The organism is Paenibacillus sp. J31R109 (assembly GCF_059692055.1).
Genome location: NZ_JCAUAR010000001.1, coordinates 621,343 through 646,534 on the forward strand (window position 1 = coordinate 621,343; position 25,192 = coordinate 646,534).

Genomic DNA, 25,192 nt, shown 5'->3' on the forward strand with positions numbered 1-25,192 from the left:
TAAATTAATGTTTTATTGCATTTTTCATTGGTTTGATCATACATTTACCTCTAGATGCGGTCTTCTTAACTTTCAGACCTCGCTAGAGGTTTCTCTCATTTTGCGACTCATAGCATGGTGAGATCTTCATAACGGGTACGATACTTATAGAGGGGTGAATTGAAATGGAACCCAATCAAGCTACGTTTCATGCGACAACGATATTTGCGATCCGTCATCAAGGTAAGGGAGCTATTGCTGGCGACGGTCAAGTGACATTTGGCAATAGTATGATCATGAAAAGCACGGCCAAAAAAGTACGGCGTTTACATAGAGGGAAAGTCATTGCTGGTTTTGCTGGTTCCGTAGCTGATGCGATCACACTGTTTGAAAAGTTTGAAGGAAAGCTGGAAGAACATCATGGTAACCTTCAGCGGGCTGCTGTAGAACTGACCAAAGATTGGCGCCAAGATCGTGTCTTACGAAGACTTGAAGCTATGATGATTGTCATGGATGCTTCTGGATTACTACTGCTTTCAGGCAATGGAGAAGTCATTGAACCCGATGATGGCATTTTGGCTATTGGTTCAGGTGGGAGTTTTGCCTTATCAGCAGGTAGAGCACTTCATCGGCATGCACCTCAGCTAAGTGCGAAGGAAATTGCTCACGCGGCTTTGACGACAGCAGCTGAAATATGTGTGTTTACCAACCATAATATTATTGTAGAAGAAATTGAATAGACTAGGACGTTTGTTTCTAAGTTAATGAGCACGCGCTCATCATTGATCAATTGGCTTTAGCCTACATTTAAGGGGGTACCACATATGGCAAACAGCTCTCTAACACCTAAACAAATTGTCCATGAATTAGATCGATACATTGTGGGTCAAAAGAAAGCGAAGAAATCCGTTGCAATTGCTTTGAGAAATCGTTACCGGAGAAATCTAGTCGATGAAAGCATGAGAGATGAAATTGTTCCCAAAAACATCCTTATGATTGGACCAACTGGAGTGGGCAAGACAGAAATCGCACGCAGACTTGCAAAGTTGGTTGGAGCCCCTTTTATTAAAGTGGAGGCAACGAAATTCACCGAAGTAGGCTATGTGGGACGTGATGTCGAATCCATGGTACGTGACTTGGTTGAAACGGCTGTTCGTATGGTCAAGGCTGAACGTATGGAGAAGGTCAAGGATCGTGCAGAGAAGCTTGCTAATGAGCGATTAGTTTCTTTACTAGCGCCAAGTCCAACCCGCGCGAAAACGCAGCGTAACCCGCTTGAGATGTTGTTTGGCGGGCAAAATAAAGATGAGCAAGAAGAGACGCCGCCTGATTCTAATCTGGCTTCTAAAAGAGCTCAAGTCGCCGAGCAATTATCCAATGGTAAATTAGAAAGTGATCATGTCGAAATTGAAGTAGAAGACACTGCGCCTTCTATGTTAGATATGTTAGGTGGTCAAGGCAACGAGCAAGCAGGCATGAATATGCAAGAAATGTTCGGTAGTCTCCTACCCAAAAAGACAAAAAAACGCAGATTACTTGTGAAAGAAGCGAGAAAAGTTCTAACACAAGAAGAAGCTCAGAAATTAATTGATATGGATGACGTGATCCAGGAATCAATTAACCGGGCGGAACAAAGTGGCATTATTTTTATCGATGAGATAGATAAAATAGCAAGTAACAGCCGCGGCGGTAGCGGGCCGGATATTTCGCGCGAAGGTGTTCAAAGAGATATTTTGCCAATTGTTGAAGGTTCTACGGTTGTGACGAAGTATGGCCCTGTCAAAACTGACTATGTCTTATTCATTGGCGCCGGAGCTTTCCATATTGCTAAACCTTCGGATCTCATTCCAGAGTTGCAAGGCAGATTCCCCATTCGAGTGGAATTAAGCGATTTAACGTTAGAAGACTTTGTTTCGATATTGACGGAGCCTAAAAATGCTTTAACTAAACAATATACAGCTTTATTGCAAACAGAAGGTATAACTGTTGAGTTTGCGGAGGAAGCTATTCATGAAATCGCTCGTATTGCTGTAGAAGTTAATCAACAAACAGAAAACATCGGAGCTCGTCGTTTACATACAATTTTAGAAAAATTGTTGGAAGATCTATCATATGAAGCACCGGAAATCACATTAGAGTCTATTGTTATCAATCCGGCTTATGTCCGCGAGAAGCTGAGCAGCATTGTTCAGAATCGAGATTTAAGTCAGTATATTTTATAAGAACCAAGCAGGTTGCAGTTAGTAGGAGGCAGTTACATGAGTTTATTAAATAAAACAAGAAGGCTGAATCGATTACTCCAAAAAGAAGCGGGTAATGCGGTTAGCTTTATGGATATGGCAGAAGTTCTTCGAGATGTAGTTATTGCAAATATTTATGTTGTGAGTCGTAAGGGGAAAATCTTAGGTTATGCGGTAACAAATGATCCTGTTTCGCCTGAAATGAATCAAACGATTCTAATTGAACGCAGATTTCCTATTGAATCGAATAATTTGTTACTTAAAATCGAGGAGACTTCCTCCACATCGGAGCCTGATAGCCCGTATTTCTATTACACGGATCAAATGAAAGATATGTTTCCTGCAACTCATACGACTTTAGTGCCTATTATTGGCGGGGGAGATCGGTTAGGGACATTAATCTTGAGTCGAAGCGAAGGGCACTTTATTGATGATGATCTGGTGCTGGCTGAATATGGTTCAACCGTAATTGCAATGGAGATATTAAGAGAACGTGCGGAAGAAATTGAAGAAGAAGCCCGCAGTAAAGCAGTTGTTCAAGTTGCTATTGGCTCATTATCTTTCAGTGAGATGGAAGCTGTCGAACATATTTTCGAAGAGTTAGATGGTAAAGAAGGCTTGTTAGTGGCGAGTAAAATTGCTGATCGAGTAGGTATAACACGTTCAGTTATTGTAAATGCCCTACGTAAACTTGAAAGTGCTGGCGTCATTGAAACGCGATCACTTGGTATGAAAGGCACTTATATCCGTATTCTAAATGAACAATTAATGCAGAGCATTGAACAGATGAAGTCTAAGTTGTAAAAATAGGAAGGCCCTATCTTGTAAAAAGATAGGGCTTTTTTCTTATTGTAACTTAACCTAATATCTTAGATGATAGAGTTATCAGTCAAAGGTTTACATTTTTCTACATATAGAACTATTTTGTATCGGGAAATGAGAATAATGTCGAAATAAAAAGGATTAAATTCTCACGATGTTGAAGTAGTATCTGATTATTTTAGAGTGAAGGGGAATCGTTTATGTCTTTATTAGACAAGCCTAGTTGGAATATGATGGAGCGATCGCTGGATGCATCGACGCTAAGACAAAAAGTGGTAGCGAATAACATTGCCAATGTGGATACTCCTAACTTTAAACGTTCCGATGTTGCATTTGAAGAACTCTTACAAGGACAAATGAATGCGGGTACCCCCTCAATAGATGGTTTTCGAACAGACCCAAGGCATTTTGTTATTGGAAAATCAACAAAATTACCAAATGCTGAGATTAAATCAGATAATTCGACAGCAATTAACACCAACCTTAACAATGTAGATATGGATTACGAAATGGCATTGATGGCAAAAAACCAACTGAAATACAACACGATGATTCAGCAGATGAACAGCGACTTCAAAAAAATTCGAGCGGTCATTGGAGGCAGGTAATAAACGATGAGACTTACAAACGGATTTGACATCAGTGCATCTGCATTGACTGCACAACGGCTGCGTATGGATGTAGTGTCATCCAATATCGCCAATGCGGATACAACGCGAGCAAGGTTTGTGGACGGCAAGTGGGTGCCTTATACGAGGAAGTTAGTTTCATTCGAGACGAAATCGCAGCCAAGTTTCGCTCAAAAGCTAAATTCAGCAATGGCAGATGGCACGGGCGAAGGGGTGCGAGTGAATAAAATTTTTGAAGATAACTCACCATTAAAACAAGTGTATAACCCTTCACATCCAGATGCGGATACGAATGGATTTGTTTATATGCCGAACGTTGACATTGCCAAAGAAATGGTCGACATGATCTCGGCAACGCGTTCATATGAAGCCAATGTTACGGCATTAAATGCGAGTAAATCAATGATTAGCAAAGCACTGGAAATCGGTAGATAGGAGGTTGCAGGATGATTGATAAAATTAATTATAGTCCGTTAAATATAATGAGTTCCGTTACTCCGAAGGATAATACGGGTGATGGTGCGGATGATCTTGGCAAGAAATTTGGTTCATTCCTGAATGATGCCATGACTAATCTAACTGTTCAACAAAAGCAAGTCGATCAATTGAACGAAAGCTTCATTAAAGGAGAACTTTCAGATGTTCATCAATTGACAATTGCCTCTGAGAAAGCTTCATTAGGGCTCGAACTTACCGTTCAAGTCAGAAATAAAGTGCTTGAGGCGTACCAAGAAATCATGAGAATGCAGCTGTAGTATAGAGATGCTGCTAAATTTGGGTCAATGAGGTGACAGAGTGAACGAGAACCTGCTCCAGTACTGGGAAAAGGTGAAGCAGTACTGGAATCGTTATAATCGAACGACGAAAATTATTTTCATAGCAACTGTGTTCTTACTAATTTTGACTGCTGCCATTATAAGTTTTAATATGTCGAAGACAGAGTATTCATTGGCATATACAGAATTACAGCCAAGTGATGCTGCGAATATCAAATCATATCTGGATACAGCCAAAATACCATATCATTTGAGTGCGGACGGTAAAAGTATTGAAGTACCGACAAGTGAAGTTGCTAATGTAAAGCTTGCTGTGGAATCGCAAGGATTAAATAAAAATGGTTCCTTAGGTTTTGAAGCTTTTAGCGGAAGCAGTTCATTCGGAATTACAGATAACGAATTTAAAGTCAAATACTTAAGTGCAATTCAAGGAGAACTTCAACAGCTCATCAATTCAAACCAAGCCATTTCTAGCTCCAAGGTAAATATCTCACTTCCAGAAGAAGGTCCATTCTTGCAACAACAAGCAGAGAAAGCAACTGCGTCAGTTGTCCTGCAAGTTAAGCAGGGATATTCATTGGATCAACCTAAAGTGGATACCATTTATAATTTAGTATCTCACAGCATTAAAAATCTTCCTATTGAGAACATAACGATCTCTGACCAGAACTTACTTACGTACAAGTTCAGTGGAGATTCAAATAGTTCCCAACTGGGAAGTAACACGGACATAAACACGCAATTCAGAAACGATTTGCAGAAAAACATCAATTCCATGCTTAGTACAATGTTTGGACGAGATAAAATTACGGTTAGCGTGTTTACAACTATGAATTTTGATCAGAAGAAAACGAAGGAACAGCTTGTCCGCGCACCAAATCAAGTTGATCAAAAAGGCTTGGAAATTTCTTTGCAGGAAGCAAGCAAGTCTTATCAGAATAATGGTGCGGATACAGGAGGCGTTCCTGGAACTGGCGAAACGGATGTTCCGGGCTATCCGGGAGCATCTGCAGCAGGGAAGTCCAATTCGGAAGAAAACAGTAAGACGGTCAATTATGAAGTGGATCGTATCACGAATGACATTATTGCAACACCTTATGTAGTAAAGGATGTAAGCATTAATGTTGGGATTGAGCCACCAGTAAGAGATGATCCGAACTCGTTGACGTCACAGACGACTGATGCCATTCGAGATGCACTCGCCAATATTGTCAGAACTGCACTTGCAGATAATAAGGTTACATATACTGACGAAGAATTAAGGAAAAAAGTTTATGTATTTCCACATTCTTTTGCTAGAACTTCGGATGCAAGCGCGACTAAGACATCTACATACCTGACGTATGGTGCATTAGCATTAGCTGCACTAGCTGTTGGTACGTTTATCGGACTAGCAATGAGAAGACGTAAGAAAAACGCACAACAATTACTGGATCAAGCAATGAGTGGCGAGGCCCAAAAGGCAGAGCTTCCAACAATTGATATCGAAAATGTAACAAATGACAATCAAGTACGTAAGCAGCTCGAAATGCTTGCGAGAAAACGGCCAGAAGAATTCGTTAATCTGTTGCGTACTTGGTTAGTTGATGAATAGAGGTGCACTTGTATATGGCCAGAGCCGCTTTACAAGGGTTGACCGGACGACAAAAGGCAGCTATTCTTTTGATCAGTTTAGGCCCTGAGGTATCTGCACAAATCTTCAAACATTTACGTGAAGAAGAAATTGAACAATTAACGCTTGAGATCGCTAATGTACGTAAAGTAGATACTATAGAAAAAGAATCGATTCTTGCTGAATTTCACCAAATTTGTCTGGCCCAGGAATTTATTTCCCAAGGCGGTATTGCCTACGCAAAAGATATTTTGGAGAAAGCACTTGGTTCTCAAAAAGCGCTTGATATTATTAATCGCTTAACCGCTACACTTCAAGTAAGACCATTTGACTTTGCAAGAAAAGCAGATCCTGCTCAAATTCTCAATTTCATTCAAAATGAGAATTCTCAAACAATTGCACTCGTCTTGTCCTATTTACAAGCAGAACAAGCATCCATTATCTTGTCATCACTCCCTCAGGAGAAGCAGGCTGATGTTGCAAAACGGATCGCGCTTATGGACAGTACTTCGCCTGAAGTTATTTCCCAGGTTGAACGTGTATTGGAGCAGAAGTTGTCATCTACTGTTACACAAGATTATACAAATGCTGGCGGTATTGCTTCAATTGTTCAGATATTGAATGGTGTTGACCGTGGTACGGAACGTACAATTCTCGACTCTTTAGAAATTCAAGATCCAGAACTTGCCGAAGAAATCAAAAAGCGGATGTTTGTATTCGAGGATATTGTCAATATCGACAATCGTTCGATTCAACGAATTATACGCGATATTGAAAATGCTGATTTACAGCTTGCGCTTAAAGTTGCGAGTGAAGAAGTCCGTGATGTGCTATTTAAAAACATGTCCAAGCGTATGGCTGAGACATTTAAAGATGAAATGGAATTTATGGGACCTGTCCGTTTGCGAGATGTAGAAGAAGCGCAAACCCGTATCGTTGGAACGATTCGCCGTCTAGAAGAGTCGGGTGAAATCATCATCGCTCGTGGTGGAGGAGATGATATTATTGTCTAATGTCATTAAATCTTTTGCTTATTATCCCATTGAAGATAAAAAGATTGTTGAAACGCTATCTCTTCCAAAACCTGATGCGCCAACTGCAATTGATGATGGCTGGACAGAGGAAATGCATTTGGAGATTAAAGATGCTACTTCCTTAAAGAATCAAATTTTGAAAGATGCTGAAGCCTTTGCAAGTGAACAAATTGAAGAGGCTAAGCGCGAGTGTGCGTTGATACGTCAACAAACAGAGTTAGATATTGCAGAGTGGTGGGAAAGCAAGCGAGTTGAAGATGAAGAGCTAATCAACGTATCGAAGCAAGCAGGATTTGAAGAAGGCTATCGAGAAGGGGCTGCTCAGGCAGAGGAAGCGCTCCGCAAACAATATAATGAAATGCTTGTTGAAGCGAGTTCTATTCTCGAACAATCGTATAAGCTGAAGCGACAAATTATACAAGAATCAGAGCCGTTTCTAATTGAATTAAGTACATCAATTGCAGAGAAGATAATTCTTCGACAGTTAACGCTTGAACCTGAATGGGTGATAGAACTCATACAAAAAGTACTATCACGTAGACGTGAAAAAGGAATTATAACCTTATGTGTAGCTCCATCGCAATTCTCCTACATCCAAGATGCAAGAGAAGAATTGATCACTTCGATCGATTCACAGGCCGAACTCGAAATAATCCCAGACTCATCCGTGCAAGATCAAGGATGTGTCATTCGCTCTTCTTATGGAAGTATCGATGCGAGAATTGATACGCAGCTGAAAGAAATTAAGTCAGCTCTGCAGCAATTGGCCATACAAAGCGAGGAATCTTAATGGCACGGACATCCATCCCGAAGGCAGATAAATACAAAGAGGTTTTACAAACGATTGATCCCATTCGAGTAAACGGCAAAGTAACGCAAGTTATTGGACTTACTGTTGAATCAGAGGGACCTGATGTCAGTATTGGTGATCTTTGTTATATCTATCCGCATAAATCGAATAAACCGTTAAAAGCGGAAGTCGTTGGTTTCCGAAGTAACAAAGTGATTCTAATGCCGCTAGGTAATCTCGACGCAATTGGTCCTGGTTGTGATGTTGTTGGCACAGGTAAACCATTAACAGTTCAGGTTGGACATGAGTTATTGGGCAAAGTTCTAGATGGTTTAGGACAACCATTAGATGGTTCTTATCTACCTTCTAGAATGGCACAATATTCTACTAATAATGCACCGAGTAACCCACTTACACGACCACGTGTGCTTAATCCAATTTCTGTAGGTGTTCGTTGTATAGATGGACTATTGACAATTGGTAAAGGCCAGCGTGTAGGTATTTTCGCAGGTTCTGGTGTCGGGAAAAGTACATTAATGGGTATGATTGCCCGAAATACGTCCGCTGATGTCAATGTCATTGCTCTCATTGGAGAACGTGGTCGAGAGGTCTTGGATTTCATTGAACGAGATCTTGGTCCAGAAGGTTTGGCACGTTCAGTTGTTATAGTAGCAACTTCAGACCAACCAGCGCTAATCCGGATTAAAGGTGCAATGATTGCAACTAGTATTGCTGAGTACTTTAGAGATCGTGGATTAAATGTCATGATGATGATGGACTCCGTTACACGTTTTGCAATGGCGCAACGCGAGGTTGGACTAGCAGTTGGTGAACCACCAGCTACACGTGGATACACACCATCTGTTTTCGCCATGTTGCCAAGACTATTGGAGCGCTCAGGTACGGGAGCAAAGGGTTCCATTACGGCATTTTACACAGTGCTTGTTGATGGTGATGACATGAATGAGCCAATAGCAGATGCGGTACGAGGAATCTTGGATGGTCATATCGTCCTCGATCGTAGTATTGCGAATAAAGGTCATTACCCTGCTATCGATGTGCTATCGAGTGTGAGCCGTGTAATGAAAGAAATCGTTCCTTCCGAACATATGGAAGCTGCCGATCAATTGAAACGTCTTCTTTCTATATATAAAGATTCGGAAGATCTTATCAATATAGGGGCGTATCAAACTGGATCTAATCCAAATATCGATAATGCTATGGAAAATATTGAGGCTATCTGGAATTTTACGAAGCAGCGAACTAGTGAAAAGCTAACTTATGAAGAAGCTCAAGAACGATTAATCCAAGAATTTTATAAGGGATGAGGGTCCTAGATGAGTTTTCGGTATTCTTTCCAGCAAATTGTCGATTTGAAGAATAATGAAAGAACACAAGCGGAATGGATTTTATCTGAGGCAATGGGACAATTACGAAACGAAGAATCGAGCTTAAATGGATTGGTTGAGCAAAAAGAAAACTTACACAATGAGATGATTCAAGCAACCAGTCACTCAGTAACAATTTCAAACATGCTTATGATGCAGAGTTACATGAACCATGTAGACAATCAGATCGCTCGTAAGCATCAAGATGTTAAACAAGCAAAGCATATCGTATCTGAAAAGCAGGAACATTTATCAGTAAAAATGATAGATGAGAAGGTTTGGACTAAGGCAAGAGAAAAAGCACAAAACAAATTTCAAATAATGATAGCCAAAAAAGAGCAGGATGCTCTTGATGAAATGGCAACCAATCGATTCAGACGTGCATCGTATTAAGGTAGAAAAGGAGGGACGAAGAGATGGCCGATACAAGCGTAGAGGGTGCATCGTATAGTGCACTGGAGCGATTTTTAATTTGGTTTGTCATCCCCTTTGTGTTTACGGCGGTTCTACTCTTCGTGCTGCTTTCCATTTTTGATTATGACATCAAAAGTAGTATTCAAAAAGCATTGCACAATACGCCTGTCATTGGATTAATAGTCCCAGCACCCAAAGAGTCAGCTCCGCTAACAGCTGAAGGTAAAGTTACGACCTCTGAGCAAAGCGTAAAGCTAAAAGAGGATGAAATTACCAAGCTGAATGCGCGTGTTAATGAATTGACGAGTGCCTTACAAAAGGCAGATTCAACGACGGAGCATAAAGATGCTTCTTTGAAGGAAGCTGTTGCGAAGGTTGCTGAGCTTGAAGAAAAACTCAAGGATAAGACACAAACGGAAGAAGAATACGCAAATCAAATTACACAACTTGCTAATATGTACGCCAAAATGACACCTAGTAAAGCTGCGCCAATCTTTGAGGCAATGACTCCTAGTGAAATGGTGCTTGTCCTGTCGATGATGAAGTCAGACAACCGCGGAGCGATTCTTGAGAAAATGGATGCAGCTAAGGCAGCTGCTGCGTCGATGGGTTTAAAGGATGTTGTACCAGTTCGCGACAAAGAAATAGCGGCATTACAAGAAAGATTAGCAACGAATAACACGAAGGATACCAAGACAGCAACTAGCATGAGTACTTCGGATCTTGGTCAAACTTTTGCCAATATGGTTCCCAAAAGCGCAGCTAACGTGCTGTTAGAAATGAACAAAACAAATCCTGCCAAAGTTTTATCCATTATTAGTGGCATGGATAATGCATCTCGCTCAAAAGTAATGTCCGCTCTATCCGATGCTAATAAGGAAACTGCTGCGTCGATAGCTGCAAAACTTACTCCTTAATTCAGAATGAAGTTGAGGAAGGGAGGTGAAAAAAATGGGTGTACAAATAAATTCAATACCTGTTGCACAATCAGGAACAGTTAACTCAACATCTGCAGCTAAAGGGACTTCAAATGGAAGTGCTGCGACAGATACGTTCTCAGCATTACTTTCTGATCAAACCTCCCAAGAGAGTGCAGCTATTGTTGATCTACAAACTTCTGAGACTGACCTTTCAATGAGCATGATGATGCAGATGCTTCAAACGTTGGTAATGCCAATTCAAGCTGCTGTGGATCAAGAAGTTACGCTGTCAACTCAAGATAGCAAGCTTTCCGAACTACTCTTAGATGCGATGAATAGTAATCCTGCTCTTGCTGATGAATTATTGCAAAATCCTAAAGTGAAAAAGTGGTTCGAAGATGCAGATGACTTGTTAGCTTCACTAAGCAATACGCCAAACTTACTTACAAATGGATTTCTTGCTAGTGGACAACAACCAATTAGTGAATCTCCGAGTTTGAAAGCGCAGAAAACGTTATTAACGCTGTCAGCTTTATCGAAGCAGCAGCCTGACAATCCAATTCTTAATTATTTAAATTCGGAACTTACAAATGCGGTTCAACCCATACTTCCAGATATTTTAAATGGATTGTCAAAAGCTAGTAAGTTAACTGGAATACTTGTAGTTGGCTCCAAGGATCAAACTAAATCTGATGGTCGCATCCCATCAAGCAAGTACATAGACAATAAGGAAGCTAGTCAGTCTGATGTCGAAAGCCTTGCTGATCAGTTGCAAACGTTATTGTCGAGGCCAGAGAAATTTGCTGTCAAGCATGTTCCGGTAGCTGTCTTAGAACAGACGACTAACGTTACTGAAACACCAGCTCAACCGCTTGTTGATCTACCTATCGAAACTAGTACAACAACGAGTACTGTTGTGACGATCGGTGATTTGCAGAAAGCACAGCAAGTAACGGTAACCGTCGAGAAGGCACCAGTGTCAACGTTAACAGCTGCTAATTTCACTGAAGAAATGACGACACATGTACTGAAAAACATGAAAATTACAATTTCAGAAGGGTTTTCTGAGGCTAAACTTTCTTTGTTTCCTAAGAATTTAGGACATGTAGATGTGAAGATTTCAATGCACGAGGGACAACTTTTTGCACAGTTCGCTGCAGATACATTGGCTGGCAAACAAATGCTCGAAAGTCAGTTACCGCAATTACGTCAAGCTCTACTAACCCAAGGTCTACAAGTAGAGAAGCTAGAAGTTACTCAAAGTCAAAATATGTCATCTAGCATGTTCCAAGAACAACGACAGCCTCAGTCATTTAATCAATCACAACAACGTCAACCGAAGAATCGTTCAGGTGAGATTGAAATGGATGCGGTCGATTTTAAAGAAGACATTGATCAGTTAGCACAGCTTCGTAAGAATACTAACGGTAATTCCTTCGATGTTATTGCTTAAAAGGTGCAATGAATGAAGATGCTGGAGGTGAACATATGGCTACAACCCCACTTGTAGGTAATGTAACTGATTTGATTAATAAAGGTACTGCTGCAAAAAGCAAGGAGAAGGATACAACGACTCTGGGTAAAGATGATTTTTTGAAAATCTTGATTACTCAGCTTCAAAATCAAGATCCGACGCAGCCTTTGCAGGATAAAGAGTTTATCGCTCAAATGGCGCAATTTACATCTGTTGAGCAATTGACCAATATGGCTGGGGAAATGAAATTGATGAGACAGTCTCTAGGTTTCGTTTCAGGATTAATAGGTAAATCGATCTCCTGGACTGGAACAGACGCGGCAGGTGAAATAACCGAATTATCTGGCGTAGTGGATTCCATAACTTTTAAAGACGGTAATCAATTCGCCTCTGTAAATGGTGTAGAAGTTGCCCTTGATAAGTTAAAGAAAATTGAGAATGCTGGAGAAACTCCATGACAGAGAGAATTTCCATAGGTCAACTTTACCCTAATGTGGTTTCTCCCAGTTCAACGAGAAGAACTCCAACGCAGCAAGCAATACCTGCCGGAAACTCCTCCTTTCAGAAGATTTTCCAAGATCAATTTGTACGGTTTAGTCATCATGCTGAAGTTAGGCTAAAAGAACGCGGCATTCAACTCAAACCTGAGCAAATTGAAAAAATGAACCAAGCTATTGATAAAGCGGCTACCAAAGGTGCGAAAGATGCGCTACTGATTTTAGGTGGGAATGGATATATCGTAAATGTACCTAATCGTACCGTTGTAACTGCCTTAGATGGTCAAGCGATGAATGATCATGTGTTTACCCAAATCGATAGTGCAATGATAATTTCGTAAGTATGATAGGCTCGACCTCACAGGAAGCCTAGAGTTGTGGAACGAAAGAAGCAACTCAATATTTCAATACTTTTATCCGATCTAGGAGGCCAATTTCATGTTAAGATCCTTATACTCAGGCGTTTCAGGTATGCGTGGTTTTCAAACGAAGCTAGATGTTATTGGAAATAATATCGCTAACGTGAATACCATCGGATTTAAAGGTAGCCGTGTTATGTTTAAAGACATACTGAGCCAAACTATTTCAGGCGTCAGCGCACCTGATGAGAATCGTGGTGGTGTGAATGCTCAGCAAGTTGGATTAGGTGTTAGTTTGGCTGCAATTGATACCGTACATACGCCAGGTAGTGCAATGACAACAAATGTTCCAACGGATTTACGGATAAATGGTGATGGCTTCTTCGCAGTTGGAACAACAGAACAAGTCGATGCGCCTTATTTGACAAGAGCAGGTAACTTCACAGTGGATCCAACTAGAAACCTAGTAAATTCAGAGGGACTTCATGTCATGGGGGCAGGAGGAGCAGGACCTATCATCATCCCAGATGAGATTGTATCATTCTCTATTGCTCAAAATGGCGAGATTATTGGTGTTAATACGGATGGCGAAACCATTAATACTGGGCAAGTAGTAGGCGTTGTAAGAATAACTAACCCTGCAGGGCTTGAAAAAATCGGTGGTAACTTGTATCAAGTAACCGGGAATGCTCTTGGAGATGGTGAAGAAATTGAAGTTGGAATACCTGGTGATCCAGAGACAGGGGTTGGATCTATTATCTCCGGCCAACTAGAAATGTCCAATGTAGACTTAACTGGTGAATTTACAGAGATGATTATTGCTCAACGTGGTTTCCAAGCTAATTCCAGAATTATCACAACTTCAGATCAAATTCTTCAAGAGGTTGTAAATCTTAAGAATTAATGATTAGTTGAATGAATAAGAAGGGGAGCCGAGCTCCCCTTACCCTGATTCAGGAGGAGAATAATGATTTCTCTCACTCGTTTAAATGGTAAACCGCTTATCTTGAATGCCATATTGATAGAACTTATCGAAGAAACTCCGGATACGATGATTACTTTGACAACAGGCAAGAAAATCACAGTTCTCGAAAAGGCAGAGGTTGTGGTAAGCTTAGTGCGGACCTATATGCAAGAAATTGGATCCGTACGAGCGACAATACAGTCCAGGGATACGGAGGGTTCGTAAGTGTTCAAGAACAAAATATTTATACTCATTGTTTCCATTCTTATTGCTATCACCTTAATTCTCACTGCTGCGTTTGTACTGTGGAATTTTATGGAGAAGAACAATCAATCATCAGATCCAGCCGTTAAGGCTCAGGAAGCTGCTGCAAGCGTAAAGCCTTCGAAACCTGCTTCCGCTGAAACGGTGAAGGCTAACACATCAATCATTAAGGATGTTTTGACTAATTTATCAGGCGGCCAGAATTTTATTAAAATCAGTTTTGCATTTGAGATGGAAAATTCTAAAGCTAAATCGGAGTTTGATAGCTTGCTGGATTCAGCTGTTAAAGGTACAATCGTCAAAATCTTGGGAGATATGACGAAGGAACAAATCGATGGAAGTAAAGGGTCAGATAGTTTAACTTCCTCAATTATGAATAAACTAAACGAGTTAATGCATGAAGGTAAAATTAAACAAATTTGGATAACTGATAAAGTGCTACAATAACTCGTCAATGATTTTGCTTAGAGGAGGTGACTCGAATGGTTGATGTTTTATCGCAAAATGAGATCGATGCCTTGTTGGCTGCTTTGTCTTCTGGTGAAATGGATGCAGATGAACTAAAGAAGGAGGATACTCAGAAGAAGGTAAGGGCTTATGATTTTAAGCGAGCAGTACGCTTTTCTAAAGATCATATTCGTAGCTTAACCCGGATTCATGAAAATTTTGCGCGATTTTTAACGACGTATTTCTCAGCACAGCTGCGTACATTCGTACAAATCAGTGTAGTCCAGGTTGAACAATTGCCTTATGATGAATTTATTCGTTCGATCCCAAAAATGACCATTTTGAACATCTTTGAAGCAGAGCCTTTAGAGGGTCGAATGGTACTTGAGGTTCATCCCAATGTCGCGTTTGCTATGTTAGATCGATTATTAGGTGGAGCAGGTACAACGCCAACCAAAATCAATGCATTAACAGAGATTGAAACGATAGTCATGGAGCGTATTTTTAGTAGAGCATTCGATAGTTTACAAGAAGCCTGGAAAAATGTAATTGATATTCAACCTCGTTTAGAGGCGCTAGAGACGAATCCGCAGTTTATGCAAATTGTTTCTCCTAATGAAACGATTGCATTAATATCGCTGAGCACCAAAATCGGGGAAACTACAGGAATGATCAACTTATGTATTCCTCATGTTGTTATTGAACCAATCATGCCTCGACTTTCTGTACACCACTGGTTTGTTTCCCAGAAGAAGACGAGAGCACCTGAAGAAGTGGAAGCACTTCAATCTCGCTTGGAGAAAACCAAGCTACCTCTCATTGCAGAGTTGGGATCGTCTGAAATTTCAATTCGAGATTTCTTAGGGTTGACGATAGGCGATGTAATTCCCCTGCATAAATCCGTCGAAGATTCGCTTCAAGTCAAGGTTGGCGAGAAGCTGAAATATCTCGGAAGCCCTGGTACCGTAAAAGGGAAGATGGCTGTACAAATTACAGAAATCGTGAATGAAGGAGAAGAAGAATATGATGAATAACAGAGACTATTTGTCACAGGAAGAGATCGATGCTTTATTGAGACAATCATCTGAAGAAAGTTCTGTCCCTTCATTTCATGGGCCTCCGCAAGTTGAAGATTTTTTATCCCCTTTGGAACAAGATGCACTTGGGGAAATTGGAAATATTACCTTTGGCAGCGCGGCGACAGCGCTATCGACACTGCTAGGAAAGAAAGTAGAAATTACGACACCTAAGGTGTCAGTTATTGGAAAAGAAGAATTGGAAGAACAGTTTCCTAGACCTCATGTTGCTGTTCATGTGAATTATGTAGATGGCTTTGATGGAATCAATTTGCTAGTCATTCAAACAAAAGACGCGCAAGTTATTGCTGATCTCATGATGGGTGGGGACGGTACAGGAGGCGATGAAAATCTAAGTGAAATTCATATCAGCGCCGTACAAGAGGCCATGAATCAGATGATGGGTTCATCAGCAACTTCGATGTCTACCATCTTTAATCGATTTGTCAATATCTCTCCACCAGGAATCGACATATTAAATTTGTCGAAAGGAGAAGGAAAACTGCCTGATGAGGACGTATTTATAAGGATATCGTTCCGACTCACCATTGGGAGTTTAATTGATTCCAATATTATGCAGTTACTTCCTGTTCCTTTCGCCAAAGAAATGGTATCCATACTAATGGGTAGTGGTGAAACTGAATCAGCCATGGAAGCTGCGCAAGCAGCACCAGTAGTAGCTATTCCTGTGCAAGAAGCACCAAGATCACAACCTGCACCTGTGTATGAGCAACCTGTTTACCAACAACCAGTGTATGAACAGCCGATGTATCAGCAGCCTCCTATGGGACAGCCGATGTATCAACCACAACAACCGATGTATCAGCAACCTCCAGCTGCGATAGGTGGTATACCCAATCGTAATGTGAATGTTCAACCTGTTCAGTTTGGTAATTTACAATCAGGTACTTACTCGCAAGCAGATGATACGAACCTGAATTTACTTCTGGATATTCCCCTTAAGGTAACGGTAGAGTTAGGCAGAACCAATAAGGTGATAAAGGATATCTTAGAACTGTCTCAGGGGTCGATCATTGAGTTGGACAAACTTGCTGGTGAACCGGTCGATATATTGGTGAATAATAAACTGATTGCCAAAGGTGAAGTCGTCGTCATCGATGAGAATTTTGGGGTTCGCGTAACTGACATTGTTAATCAATGGGAACGAATTCAAAAATTACAATAATTTAATTTTAGGGGGATATTTTCAATGGCTAACCGTATTCTAATTGTGGATGATGCAGCTTTTATGAGAATGATGATTCGAGATATTTTATCAAAAAATGGGTATGAAGTATGCGGTGAGGCGAATGATGGAGCGCAAGCTATCGAAAAATATAAAGAACTGAAGCCTGATCTAATTACAATGGATATCACAATGCCTGAAATGGATGGTATTCAAGCATTGAAAGAAATTAAAAAAATTGAGCCAAACGCTAAAGTCATTATGTGTTCTGCGATGGGTCAACAAGCTATGGTTATCGATGCTATTCAAGCAGGAGCTAAAGACTTCATTGTAAAACCATTCCAAGCTGACCGTGTAATCGAAGCTATCAAAAAGACTCTTGGTTAAACCGTACGAATTCGGTTGAGTCTTACATAAACCGAAAGGGTTGTTCTTATGAAAAGATTTCAATCGAATAAACTTTACTTCAGCATACTTAGTATGTTCGCATTGTTTTATACAAACAATCTCATCCATGCGGAAACTGAACAGAATCAGGACATAACCGGGGTTGACTACCCTGGTTCAATGGATTCGATGAGTTCCTTTCTCATGGTTGTTAAGGTCATTGCAGTCCTCGTATTTATTATCATTCTTTTTTATGTACTGATGAGATATGTGGCGAAGAAAAATAAAGGCACTTTGTTCGGGAACTCAATACGCTCTCTAGGCGGGGTTCCCTTAGGACAAAACAAATCAATTCAAATTGTTGAGATCGGCCACTCGCTCTTCGTAGTTGGTGTTGGTGAGAATATTCAGCTATTGGATAAAATCGTCGACGCCGATGAAGTAGCCTATATTTCAGATCTCTTACAAACATCTCAGGACGATCGTTTAGGCTTGGGTACTCTAAGCAAATGGATCAATAAATTGCCATTAAAAAAGAACGATGTGGAAGAGGAAGTAGAGATTACTGCTTCGTTCCAACAAGTATTTCATGACAAATTGCAGCGCGTAACGGACCGTAATAAAAATGTAGAAGAATGGTTGTCTGATCAAAAACAAAAAGATCGGTTGAATGAAGAATGAAACGAAATAAATTAGTTGGCGTACTGTTGCTTGTTGTGATTTCGGTTTTCTTATTATCTTTAACTGCCTCAGCTGCTGAAACGGATATTACAAATCCGATTCCCGGTTTGAATGTTAATATCGGAACAAGCACGGCGACTGGAGGATCATCGAATACGGTAACACTCCTGTTAATGCTTACCGTGTTAAGTTTGGCTCCATCATTTCTTATTTTAATGACTAGCTTCACGAGAATTGTGATTGTACTGGGTTTCGTTCGAACGTCATTAGGAACTCAACAAATGCCACCTAATCAGGTTTTAATCGGACTTGCTCTGTTTTTAACCTTTTTTATTATGTCTCCAACTTTAGGAGAAGTTAATCAAACAGCACTTCAGCCGTATTTAAAAGGTGACATTAATCAAACACAGGCATTTCAAGCTGCATCTTTGCCAATGAAGAAATTTATGTTTAAACATACGCGCCAGAAGGATTTGAAACTGTTCCTTGACTATTCTAAAGCTAAAGCCCCTACGGGGGTAGAGGACATTCCACTTACTTCATTAGTACCTGCTTATGCGATTAGTGAATTAAAATCAGCCTTTCAGATGGGATTCATGATATTTATTCCGTTTTTGGTAATAGATATGGTTGTATCCAGTACATTGATGGCTATGGGGATGATGATGCTCCCGCCCGTGATGATTTCACTCCCATTTAAAATCCTACTTTTTATTCTTGTAGATGGTTGGTATCTTGTGGTGAGATCGTTACTTCTAAGCTACGGTTAAAGACCAAGATATCGGAGGGAATCTAGATGGGTTCGGAATTTGTAATACGAATTGCTGGTGAAGCTGTTTACACCGTACTTAAAGCTAGTGCGCCAATGCTGCTTATAGGGTTAATCGTTGGTCTGGCCATTAGTATTTTTCAAGCAACGACTCAGATTCAAGAGCAAACTCTTGCTTTTGTTCCAAAAATCGTTGCTGTATTGTTTTCAATTCTTATTTTTGGATCTTGGATTATGAATACACTCGTTGATTTCACATTTAATCTACTCAACAATCTTTACAAATTCGTTGGTTAGGTTGTGAGTGGAATGTCAGCAATTATTCAATCAATCCCCATTTTTCTGCTTATTTTTTGTCGAATTACCTCATTTTTTGTCGTGGTTCCCATACTATCATCCAGAAATGTGCCGATGATGTTTAAGGTGGGACTCTCTGTCTTTATTTCTCTGATTATTTTTGCTCCAATGGCCTTGGGTAAGACCATACCTATTGATGGTATTTACTTGTTGCTCATTATTCGTGAAATGTTAATCGGTGTTTTACTAGGATTTCTTGTGTATCTTTTTTTCACTGTCGTTCAAGCTGCTGGTTCGTTCATGGATATGCAAATTGGTATTAGTATGGCAAGCATTATCGATCCATTAACAGGTGCTTCAACACCGTTGATCGGTAACTTGAAATATATGATTGCCGTCTTGTTGTTTCTGTCTTTCGATGGTCATCATTACTTGATTAGAGCCATCATCGACAGTTACAAATGGGTTCCAATAGATAACGCATTATTTAGTCATATTTACGATGGGCAAATTTCTGATTTTCTATTAAAATCACTTTCTAGAATGTTTTATTTGTCTTTTCAACTTGCAGCTCCTATCGTTGCAGCCTTATTTTTAGCTGATTTAGGTTTGGGACTTTTGACAAGGGTTGCTCCGCAATTCAATGTTTTTGTAATTGGTGCGCCGCTTAAAATGATTCTAGGCTTTGTCTTGCTTGTCATTATTTTTCCTGAGTTAATTTCACAATTTCAGCATCTGTTTGGAACTATTTTCGACCAATTAGAGAAGATGCTTCAAATTATGAGCGGTCCGACGCAGACAACACCTAAGTAGGAGGAAAGCCGTGTCCCAACAACTTCGAATACAGCTAGATTTACAATGGTTTGCTGGGGAAAAGACGGAACCTGCTACTGCCAAAAAGAGACAGGATGCCAGAAAAAAGGGGCAAGTTGCTAAAAGCATGGAATTGCCCGCGGCTTTTATTTTACTTTTTTCATTCGTGACATTATTGATGTTTGGTTCTTTTATGAAAGGTAGGCTTATTCATATCTTTCGGAACGTTTATGAGAATCAACTAACCATGGATATAACCATGGGAAATGTAAAAATGTTATTCGCGGATTTAACAGTACAAGGTTTGACCATTATAGCGCCAATTTGTATCCTGGTTTTACTTATCGCTTTTATAGGCAACTATGCTCAAATTGGTTTTATGTTCATCGGCGAACCCTTGATGATGAAATTTGAAAAATTAAATCCTATTAGTGGTTTTAAACGGATTTTTTCGATGCGAACCATTATGGAATTTGTAAAGTCGACATTGAAAATGTTGATCATCGGCTACGCGGTCTTTACCACTTTAATGGCACATAAAGCAAGGCTGTTGGGGTTAGGACATGCACCTTTGGAGAATACCTTCTCTTTCGTTGCCTCGATTACCCTAAGCTTAGGCTTAAAAATCGGAGCCATTCTTATCATTTTAGCTATTTTTGATTTCATTTATCAAAGATATGAACATGAGAAAAGTCTGAAAATGTCCAAACAAGATATTAAAGATGAGTATAAGAAAAGTGAAGGCGATCCTCTCATCAAAGGGAAGATCCGTGCTAAACAACGTCAAATGGCCATGCAACGAATGATGCAGGAAGTTCCCAAGGCTGATGTTATCATTACCAACCCAACTCACTTCGCAGTTGCTTTGAAGTATGATGCCAATAATATGCAGGCTCCGACAGTAATTGCAAAAGGTGCAGACTATGTTGCTTTGAAAATTAAAGAAATCGCCAAACAGAATGGCGTGATGACAATGGAAAATAAACCGCTTGCTCGAGCGATTTTTGCACAGGTGGAAATTGGGGATGCCATTCCAGCAGATTTATTCCAAGCTGTAGCAGAAGTACTAGCGTATGTATATAAGATGAAGGGTAAGACGAATTAATGTAGAGGGAGGTGCAATCTGATGAAAATAAAGGATTTATTAGTTCTACTCGGTATTATTGGCATCGTGTTGATGATGATTGTACCGATTCCTATCCCTTTGCTGGACTTTTTACTTATTATTAATATTTCAATTGCATTAATGATTATCTTAGTTGCCATGAATACGCAAGAAGCGCTTCAGTTCTCAATTTTCCCATCTTTGCTGTTGATTACAACTCTATTTCGATTGGCATTAAACGTGTCAACAACTCGTAATATCTTAGCTCATGCTGAAGCAGGCGACGTGGTCAGAACTTTTGGTTCATTCGTAGCACAGGGCAATATCGTTGTGGGATTCGTCGTGTTTCTCATCCTTGTCTTGGTTCAATTCATTGTTATTACCAAAGGTTCTGAGCGCGTGGCCGAGGTAGCAGCTAGATTTACTTTGGATGCAATGCCAGGTAAGCAGATGAGTATTGATGCTGATTTGAATGCGGGTATGATTAATGAAGTGCAAGCAAGAGAAAGACGTCAAAAAATTGAACGCGAAGCAGATTTCTATGGTGCCATGGATGGTGCCAGTAAATTTGTAAAAGGTGATGCGATTGCTGGTATCATCATCCTCGTTATCAATTTAATTGGTGGCTTTATTATTGGGATGACGATGAAGGGAATGGATTTCGCAGAGGCACTGCATACGTTCTCGATCTTAACGATTGGTGATGGATTGGTAAGTCAGATCCCCGCGCTTCTTATATCTACTGCAGCGGGTATTATTGTCACTCGAGCATCTTCTGAAGGAAACTTAGGGCATGATATAACAAAACAGTTAACGGCTCAGCCAAAGTTATTGTTCATTGTTGCAGGTACACTCGTTGTACTAGGTACATTTACACCTATTCATTGGTTTACAACGTATCCGGTAGCAGGTTTACTCGTTTATGCTGGTTTCAAAATGCAAAAGAATTTGGAACGTGAAGCTATTAAAGAAGAACAATTGGTTGAAGAACAACAGATTGAGGAAGTTCGGAGTCCAGAGAGCGTTATATCCTTGCTCCAAGTTGATCCGATTGAATTTGAGTTCGGTTATGGACTTATTCCACTTGCGGATACACAACAAGGTGGCGATTTATTAGATCGAATCATTCTAATACGTCGTCAATGCGCATTAGAGCTAGGTGTAGTTGTTCCGGTTATTCGAATTCGCGATAACATTCAATTAAGACCAAATGAGTATATCATCAAAATTAAAGGCAATACAGTTTCTCGTGGCGAACTACTCTTAAATCACTATCTAGCTATGAGTCCTGGTTTTGATGATGATTCCATTTCAGGAATTGAAACAACAGAGCCAGCGTTTGGCCTACCAGCAATATGGATTGATGAAATGAATAAAGAGAAGGCTGAACTGTCTGGTTACACAGTCGTAGATCCACCTTCTGTAGTAGCAACGCATTTAACTGAAATTATTAAGAAACACATTCATGAACTCCTTGGCCGTCAAGAAACGAAGGCACTTGTTGACAATGTTAGAGAATCCTTTCCTGCGCTTGTTGATGATCTCATTCCATCCGTGCTAACTGTTGGAGATATACAGAAAGTGTTAGCTAAGCTTCTCCGAGAAAAAATATCTGTACGTGACCTGGTCACGATTCTAGAAACACTCGCGGATTATGGTACGTATACGAAAGATCCAGAAATTCTAACTGAATACGTGAGACAATCACTATCGCGTCAAATTACGCAACAGTTTACTTCACAAGGAGATTCACTGAAAGTGATTACAGTGGGTCCATCTGTTGAGAAGAAAATTGCTGAGTCTGTGCAGCAATCCGATCAAGGAAGTTACTTGGCATTAGATCCTTCTTCCTCACAAATTATTTATCATCGTGTGACTGAACAAGTTACAAAATTAATACAATCTGGGCAACAGCCAGTCATTTTAACATCACCTACGATTCGAATGTACGTAAGACAGCTCCTAGAGAGAACACTACAAGATATACCTGTTCTTTCTTATAGTGAATTAGAGCCAAGCGTCGAAATCCAAAGCATGGGGGTAGTCAATTTATGAGAGTAAAAAGATATGTTGTCGATTCCATGCCAGACGCTTTACAAAAGATTCGTACGGATCTTGGCAAAGATGCTGTAATCCTAAATACCAAGGAAATTCGTACAGGCGGTTTTCTTGGTATGTTTGGTAAGAAAAAGATTGAAGTGATCGCGGCTATTGATGCAGCGAATCCGAAACCAACACCTGCTCCACAAAGATTGGCACCGCAGCCGTTAACTCAATCCAAAGTAAACAATCCGATGGCTCAGAATAAAACCAGTACACATCAATCTGATTTCCCAGATGTACCTGATGTGTTAGCTCCAAAATCATTACAGAATGAACCAGTTACTTTGAATCCAGTAGCTGCTCCAGAGAAAGTGATGAATCCTACTCAACAGCAAGCTTACTCTCCTTCATCTGTACATTCATCAGCAAGAGCTTCTATGAAAGATGAGCAATTAATGGATGAACTCAAACAAATGAAAGAAATGATGAAGAAGCTTACAGCAGTGACTGATGAAGGAAAGCTTCCAGAAGCTTTACAAAAGTTAGAACAAAGGTTATACGACCAAGAAGTGAACCCAGATCTGGTTCGTCAAATTATGGATGAGGTTATGGCAGACTTTCAATTAGCTGATGAGCCTGTCACAGAAGAAGCCGCTCATCAGCTTGTTCGCTCGAAACTAGGTGAGATTTTTCAAACAGACCATAGTAAACATATTTCCGCACAAACGCGCGTTGTTCATTTCGTTGGACCGACTGGTGTAGGTAAAACAACAACGATTGCTAAGCTAGCTGCAGAACAAGTATTGAAGTATCAGCGTAAAGTGGGGTTTATTACTTCTGACACATACCGAATTGCAGCAATTGAGCAGTTGAAAACTTATGCAACTATATTAAATGTACCACTTGAGGTTGTATTTTCACCGCAGGACTTGACGAAAGCATTTCAGAATTTAGCAGAATGCGACATCATTTTCATGGATACAGCAGGGCGTAATTTCCGGAATGAAATGTATGTTTCAGAATTGAATGCATTACTCAAAACACAAGGAAATAGTGAAACTATTCTAGTTTTAAGTTTAACGACTAAATATCGCGATTTACGTGCTATAACGAATAATTTCAGTAAATTCAAATTGGATAAAGTGCTATTTACCAAAATGGACGAAACCGATTCGTATGGAGCCATTCTAAATGTTGTTCACGAGTTTTCTCTCAAGCTTTCGTATGTGACAACAGGGCAAAGTGTACCCGATGATATTGCGGAAATGAACGAGTGGCAAATCATTGATTTGTTATTGGAGGAACCTAGAACATGAAGGATCAAGCAGAAGGGTTACGGAACTTGGTTCAGACACAGGGCGACAAAGGCACAAGAACAACCAGAATCATTACCGTGACCAGTGGAAAAGGTGGGGTAGGTAAATCCAATTTTACGCTAAATTTCGCTTTGCGTCTGCAGTCTTTAGGTTATAAAGTACTTGTATTTGATGCAGACATTGGACTCGCGAACATTGACGTATTAATGGGGGTATCTTCAACATATAGCTTGTATCATTTGCTTAAGAAAGAAAAAACGATATGGGAAATCATTCAAAAGGGATCAAACGACATACAGTTTATTGCCGGTGGTTCTGGATTTAATGACTTATTACGCTTAAGTGAGGAAGAGTTAAATTATTTTGCTGAGCAAGTTATGCAATTGAATGGTTATGTTGATTTCATCATTTTCGATACAGGTGCGGGACTTTCCAAAGAAACGCTGAAGTTCATACTTGCGGCTGAAGAAGCCATTGTTGTTACAACGCCTGAGCCAACATCAATCACGGATGCTTATGCGATCATCAAAATGGTGAATTCGATGGGCCATCATGTATCTTTCAAATTGGTAATTAACCGAGTCACAGATGCTAAAGAAGGCAAACAAACTGCGGATAAGATAGCTTTAGTAGCTAAGCAGTTCTTAAATATTCAAATTCCAACATTAGGCTTTGTAGACGATGATCCTGTAGTTTCCAAAGCAGTGAAGAGACAAATTCCTTTTACAATTGCTTACCCTAATTCTAATGCAACCTCAAGTCTCAAAACACTAACAGATAACTACGTTAAAGGATATCGTGAAATCGAAATACCTTCAATCGGTGTCAAGAGCTTTTTAAATAAAATGTTGAAACTTTTAAAATAGGAATTCTGAAAATTATGTCGAATAAGCAGATAGAGGAGTGATGC

The 25,192-nt window shown here is 40.0% G+C and carries 29 protein-coding genes; all 29 read left to right on the forward strand.

The annotated features are described in order from the left end of the window. Positions 1-164 precede the first annotated feature (164 nt). Positions 165-719, forward strand: a complete 555-nt coding sequence (gene hslV, locus AC58QT_RS02790) for an ATP-dependent protease subunit HslV (protein WP_057315711.1) — start codon at positions 165-167, stop codon at positions 717-719. An 84-nt stretch (positions 720-803) separates the two neighbouring features. Next, complete coding sequence (hslU, locus tag AC58QT_RS02795) at positions 804-2,201, forward strand: ATP-dependent protease ATPase subunit HslU (protein ID WP_497407591.1); 1,398 nt, start codon at positions 804-806, stop codon at positions 2,199-2,201. A gap of 36 nt (positions 2,202-2,237) precedes the next feature. Further along, complete coding sequence (gene codY, locus AC58QT_RS02800) at positions 2,238-3,023, forward strand: GTP-sensing pleiotropic transcriptional regulator CodY (protein WP_056624907.1); 786 nt, start codon at positions 2,238-2,240, stop codon at positions 3,021-3,023. A gap of 218 nt (positions 3,024-3,241) precedes the next feature. Continuing rightward, positions 3,242-3,649, forward strand: coding sequence for a flagellar basal body rod protein FlgB (gene flgB, locus AC58QT_RS02805; protein ID WP_310500325.1), 408 nt, complete (start codon positions 3,242-3,244; stop codon positions 3,647-3,649). A gap of 6 nt (positions 3,650-3,655) precedes the next feature. Next, a complete protein-coding gene (gene flgC / locus AC58QT_RS02810) occupies positions 3,656-4,105 on the forward strand; it encodes a flagellar basal body rod protein FlgC (RefSeq protein ID WP_497407592.1) in 450 nt (149 codons plus the stop codon). Positions 4,106-4,116: 11 nt separating this feature from the next. Beyond that, the gene (gene fliE / locus AC58QT_RS02815; RefSeq protein ID WP_497407593.1) at positions 4,117-4,425 is read left to right on the forward strand and encodes a flagellar hook-basal body complex protein FliE; all 309 of its coding nucleotides are present in this window, start codon (positions 4,117-4,119) and stop codon (positions 4,423-4,425) included. 40 nt (positions 4,426-4,465) lie between these two features. Continuing rightward, positions 4,466-6,040, forward strand: coding sequence for a flagellar basal-body MS-ring/collar protein FliF (gene fliF / locus AC58QT_RS02820; protein ID WP_497407594.1), 1,575 nt, complete (start codon positions 4,466-4,468; stop codon positions 6,038-6,040). A gap of 14 nt (positions 6,041-6,054) precedes the next feature. After that, on the forward strand, positions 6,055-7,071 hold the full coding sequence (gene fliG / locus AC58QT_RS02825) for a flagellar motor switch protein FliG (RefSeq protein WP_310500321.1): 1,017 nt from the start codon (positions 6,055-6,057) through the stop codon (positions 7,069-7,071). Then, complete coding sequence (locus tag AC58QT_RS02830; protein WP_497407595.1) at positions 7,064-7,882, forward strand: FliH/SctL family protein; 819 nt, start codon at positions 7,064-7,066, stop codon at positions 7,880-7,882. The genes fliG and AC58QT_RS02830 overlap by 8 nt, the downstream gene beginning before the upstream one ends. After that, on the forward strand, positions 7,882-9,210 hold the full coding sequence (fliI, locus tag AC58QT_RS02835; RefSeq protein WP_310500319.1) for a flagellar protein export ATPase FliI: 1,329 nt from the start codon (positions 7,882-7,884) through the stop codon (positions 9,208-9,210). The genes AC58QT_RS02830 and fliI overlap by 1 nt, the downstream gene beginning before the upstream one ends. A gap of 9 nt (positions 9,211-9,219) precedes the next feature. Next, entirely contained in the window at positions 9,220-9,663 is a 444-nt protein-coding gene (gene fliJ / locus AC58QT_RS02840) for a flagellar export protein FliJ (protein WP_497407596.1), read from the forward strand. A 23-nt stretch (positions 9,664-9,686) separates the two neighbouring features. Further along, a complete protein-coding gene (locus AC58QT_RS02845; RefSeq protein WP_497407597.1) occupies positions 9,687-10,601 on the forward strand; it encodes a MotE family protein in 915 nt (304 codons plus the stop codon). A gap of 34 nt (positions 10,602-10,635) precedes the next feature. Further along, positions 10,636-12,057 (forward strand): flagellar hook-length control protein FliK, encoded by a 1,422-nt coding sequence (locus tag AC58QT_RS02850; protein ID WP_497407598.1) that lies wholly within the window; start codon positions 10,636-10,638, stop codon positions 12,055-12,057. A gap of 35 nt (positions 12,058-12,092) precedes the next feature. Further along, on the forward strand, positions 12,093-12,536 hold the full coding sequence (locus tag AC58QT_RS02855; protein WP_497407599.1) for a flagellar hook capping FlgD N-terminal domain-containing protein: 444 nt from the start codon (positions 12,093-12,095) through the stop codon (positions 12,534-12,536). Next, on the forward strand, positions 12,533-12,916 hold the full coding sequence (locus AC58QT_RS02860) for a TIGR02530 family flagellar biosynthesis protein (RefSeq protein ID WP_310500314.1): 384 nt from the start codon (positions 12,533-12,535) through the stop codon (positions 12,914-12,916). The genes AC58QT_RS02855 and AC58QT_RS02860 overlap by 4 nt, the downstream gene beginning before the upstream one ends. Before the next feature lie 97 nt (positions 12,917-13,013). Then, on the forward strand, positions 13,014-13,838 hold the full coding sequence (gene flgG, locus AC58QT_RS02865) for a flagellar basal body rod protein FlgG (RefSeq protein ID WP_497407600.1): 825 nt from the start codon (positions 13,014-13,016) through the stop codon (positions 13,836-13,838). A gap of 63 nt (positions 13,839-13,901) precedes the next feature. Beyond that, the gene (locus AC58QT_RS02870; RefSeq protein WP_068662571.1) at positions 13,902-14,123 is read left to right on the forward strand and encodes a flagellar FlbD family protein; all 222 of its coding nucleotides are present in this window, start codon (positions 13,902-13,904) and stop codon (positions 14,121-14,123) included. Further along, positions 14,124-14,609 (forward strand): flagellar basal body-associated FliL family protein, encoded by a 486-nt coding sequence (locus AC58QT_RS02875; protein WP_497407601.1) that lies wholly within the window; start codon positions 14,124-14,126, stop codon positions 14,607-14,609. A 35-nt stretch (positions 14,610-14,644) separates the two neighbouring features. Further along, entirely contained in the window at positions 14,645-15,643 is a 999-nt protein-coding gene (gene fliM / locus AC58QT_RS02880) for a flagellar motor switch protein FliM (protein WP_310500311.1), read from the forward strand. Further along, positions 15,636-16,871 (forward strand): flagellar motor switch phosphatase FliY, encoded by a 1,236-nt coding sequence (fliY, locus tag AC58QT_RS02885; protein ID WP_497408077.1) that lies wholly within the window; start codon positions 15,636-15,638, stop codon positions 16,869-16,871. Before fliM ends, fliY begins: the two co-directional genes overlap by 8 nt. Before the next feature lie 24 nt (positions 16,872-16,895). Continuing rightward, a complete protein-coding gene (locus AC58QT_RS02890; protein ID WP_028558282.1) occupies positions 16,896-17,258 on the forward strand; it encodes a response regulator in 363 nt (120 codons plus the stop codon). Positions 17,259-17,306: 48 nt separating this feature from the next. Beyond that, positions 17,307-17,939 carry a flagellar biosynthetic protein FliO gene (locus tag AC58QT_RS02895; protein WP_497407602.1) on the forward strand — a complete coding sequence of 211 codons (633 nt, stop codon included), beginning with the start codon at positions 17,307-17,309 and terminating at the stop codon, positions 17,937-17,939. Further along, positions 17,936-18,709: a flagellar type III secretion system pore protein FliP gene (gene fliP, locus AC58QT_RS02900; RefSeq protein WP_310500309.1), complete on the forward strand. Its 774-nt coding sequence runs from the start codon at positions 17,936-17,938 to the stop codon at positions 18,707-18,709. Before AC58QT_RS02895 ends, fliP begins: the two co-directional genes overlap by 4 nt. A 26-nt stretch (positions 18,710-18,735) precedes the next feature. After that, on the forward strand, positions 18,736-19,005 hold the full coding sequence (gene fliQ / locus AC58QT_RS02905) for a flagellar biosynthesis protein FliQ (RefSeq protein ID WP_057315691.1): 270 nt from the start codon (positions 18,736-18,738) through the stop codon (positions 19,003-19,005). A 12-nt stretch (positions 19,006-19,017) separates the two neighbouring features. After that, positions 19,018-19,818, forward strand: a complete 801-nt coding sequence (gene fliR / locus AC58QT_RS02910) for a flagellar biosynthetic protein FliR (protein ID WP_497407603.1) — start codon at positions 19,018-19,020, stop codon at positions 19,816-19,818. Positions 19,819-19,828: 10 nt separating this feature from the next. After that, positions 19,829-20,923, forward strand: coding sequence for a flagellar biosynthesis protein FlhB (gene flhB / locus AC58QT_RS02915; protein WP_497407604.1), 1,095 nt, complete (start codon positions 19,829-19,831; stop codon positions 20,921-20,923). Positions 20,924-20,944: 21 nt separating this feature from the next. After that, on the forward strand, positions 20,945-22,978 hold the full coding sequence (gene flhA / locus AC58QT_RS02920) for a flagellar biosynthesis protein FlhA (protein WP_497407605.1): 2,034 nt from the start codon (positions 20,945-20,947) through the stop codon (positions 22,976-22,978). After that, positions 22,975-24,282 carry a flagellar biosynthesis GTPase FlhF gene (flhF, locus tag AC58QT_RS02925; protein WP_497407606.1) on the forward strand — a complete coding sequence of 436 codons (1,308 nt, stop codon included), beginning with the start codon at positions 22,975-22,977 and terminating at the stop codon, positions 24,280-24,282. The genes flhA and flhF overlap by 4 nt, the downstream gene beginning before the upstream one ends. Next, positions 24,279-25,148 carry a MinD/ParA family protein gene (locus tag AC58QT_RS02930; protein WP_497407607.1) on the forward strand — a complete coding sequence of 290 codons (870 nt, stop codon included), beginning with the start codon at positions 24,279-24,281 and terminating at the stop codon, positions 25,146-25,148. The genes flhF and AC58QT_RS02930 overlap by 4 nt, the downstream gene beginning before the upstream one ends. Positions 25,149-25,192: the final 44 nt, after the last annotated feature.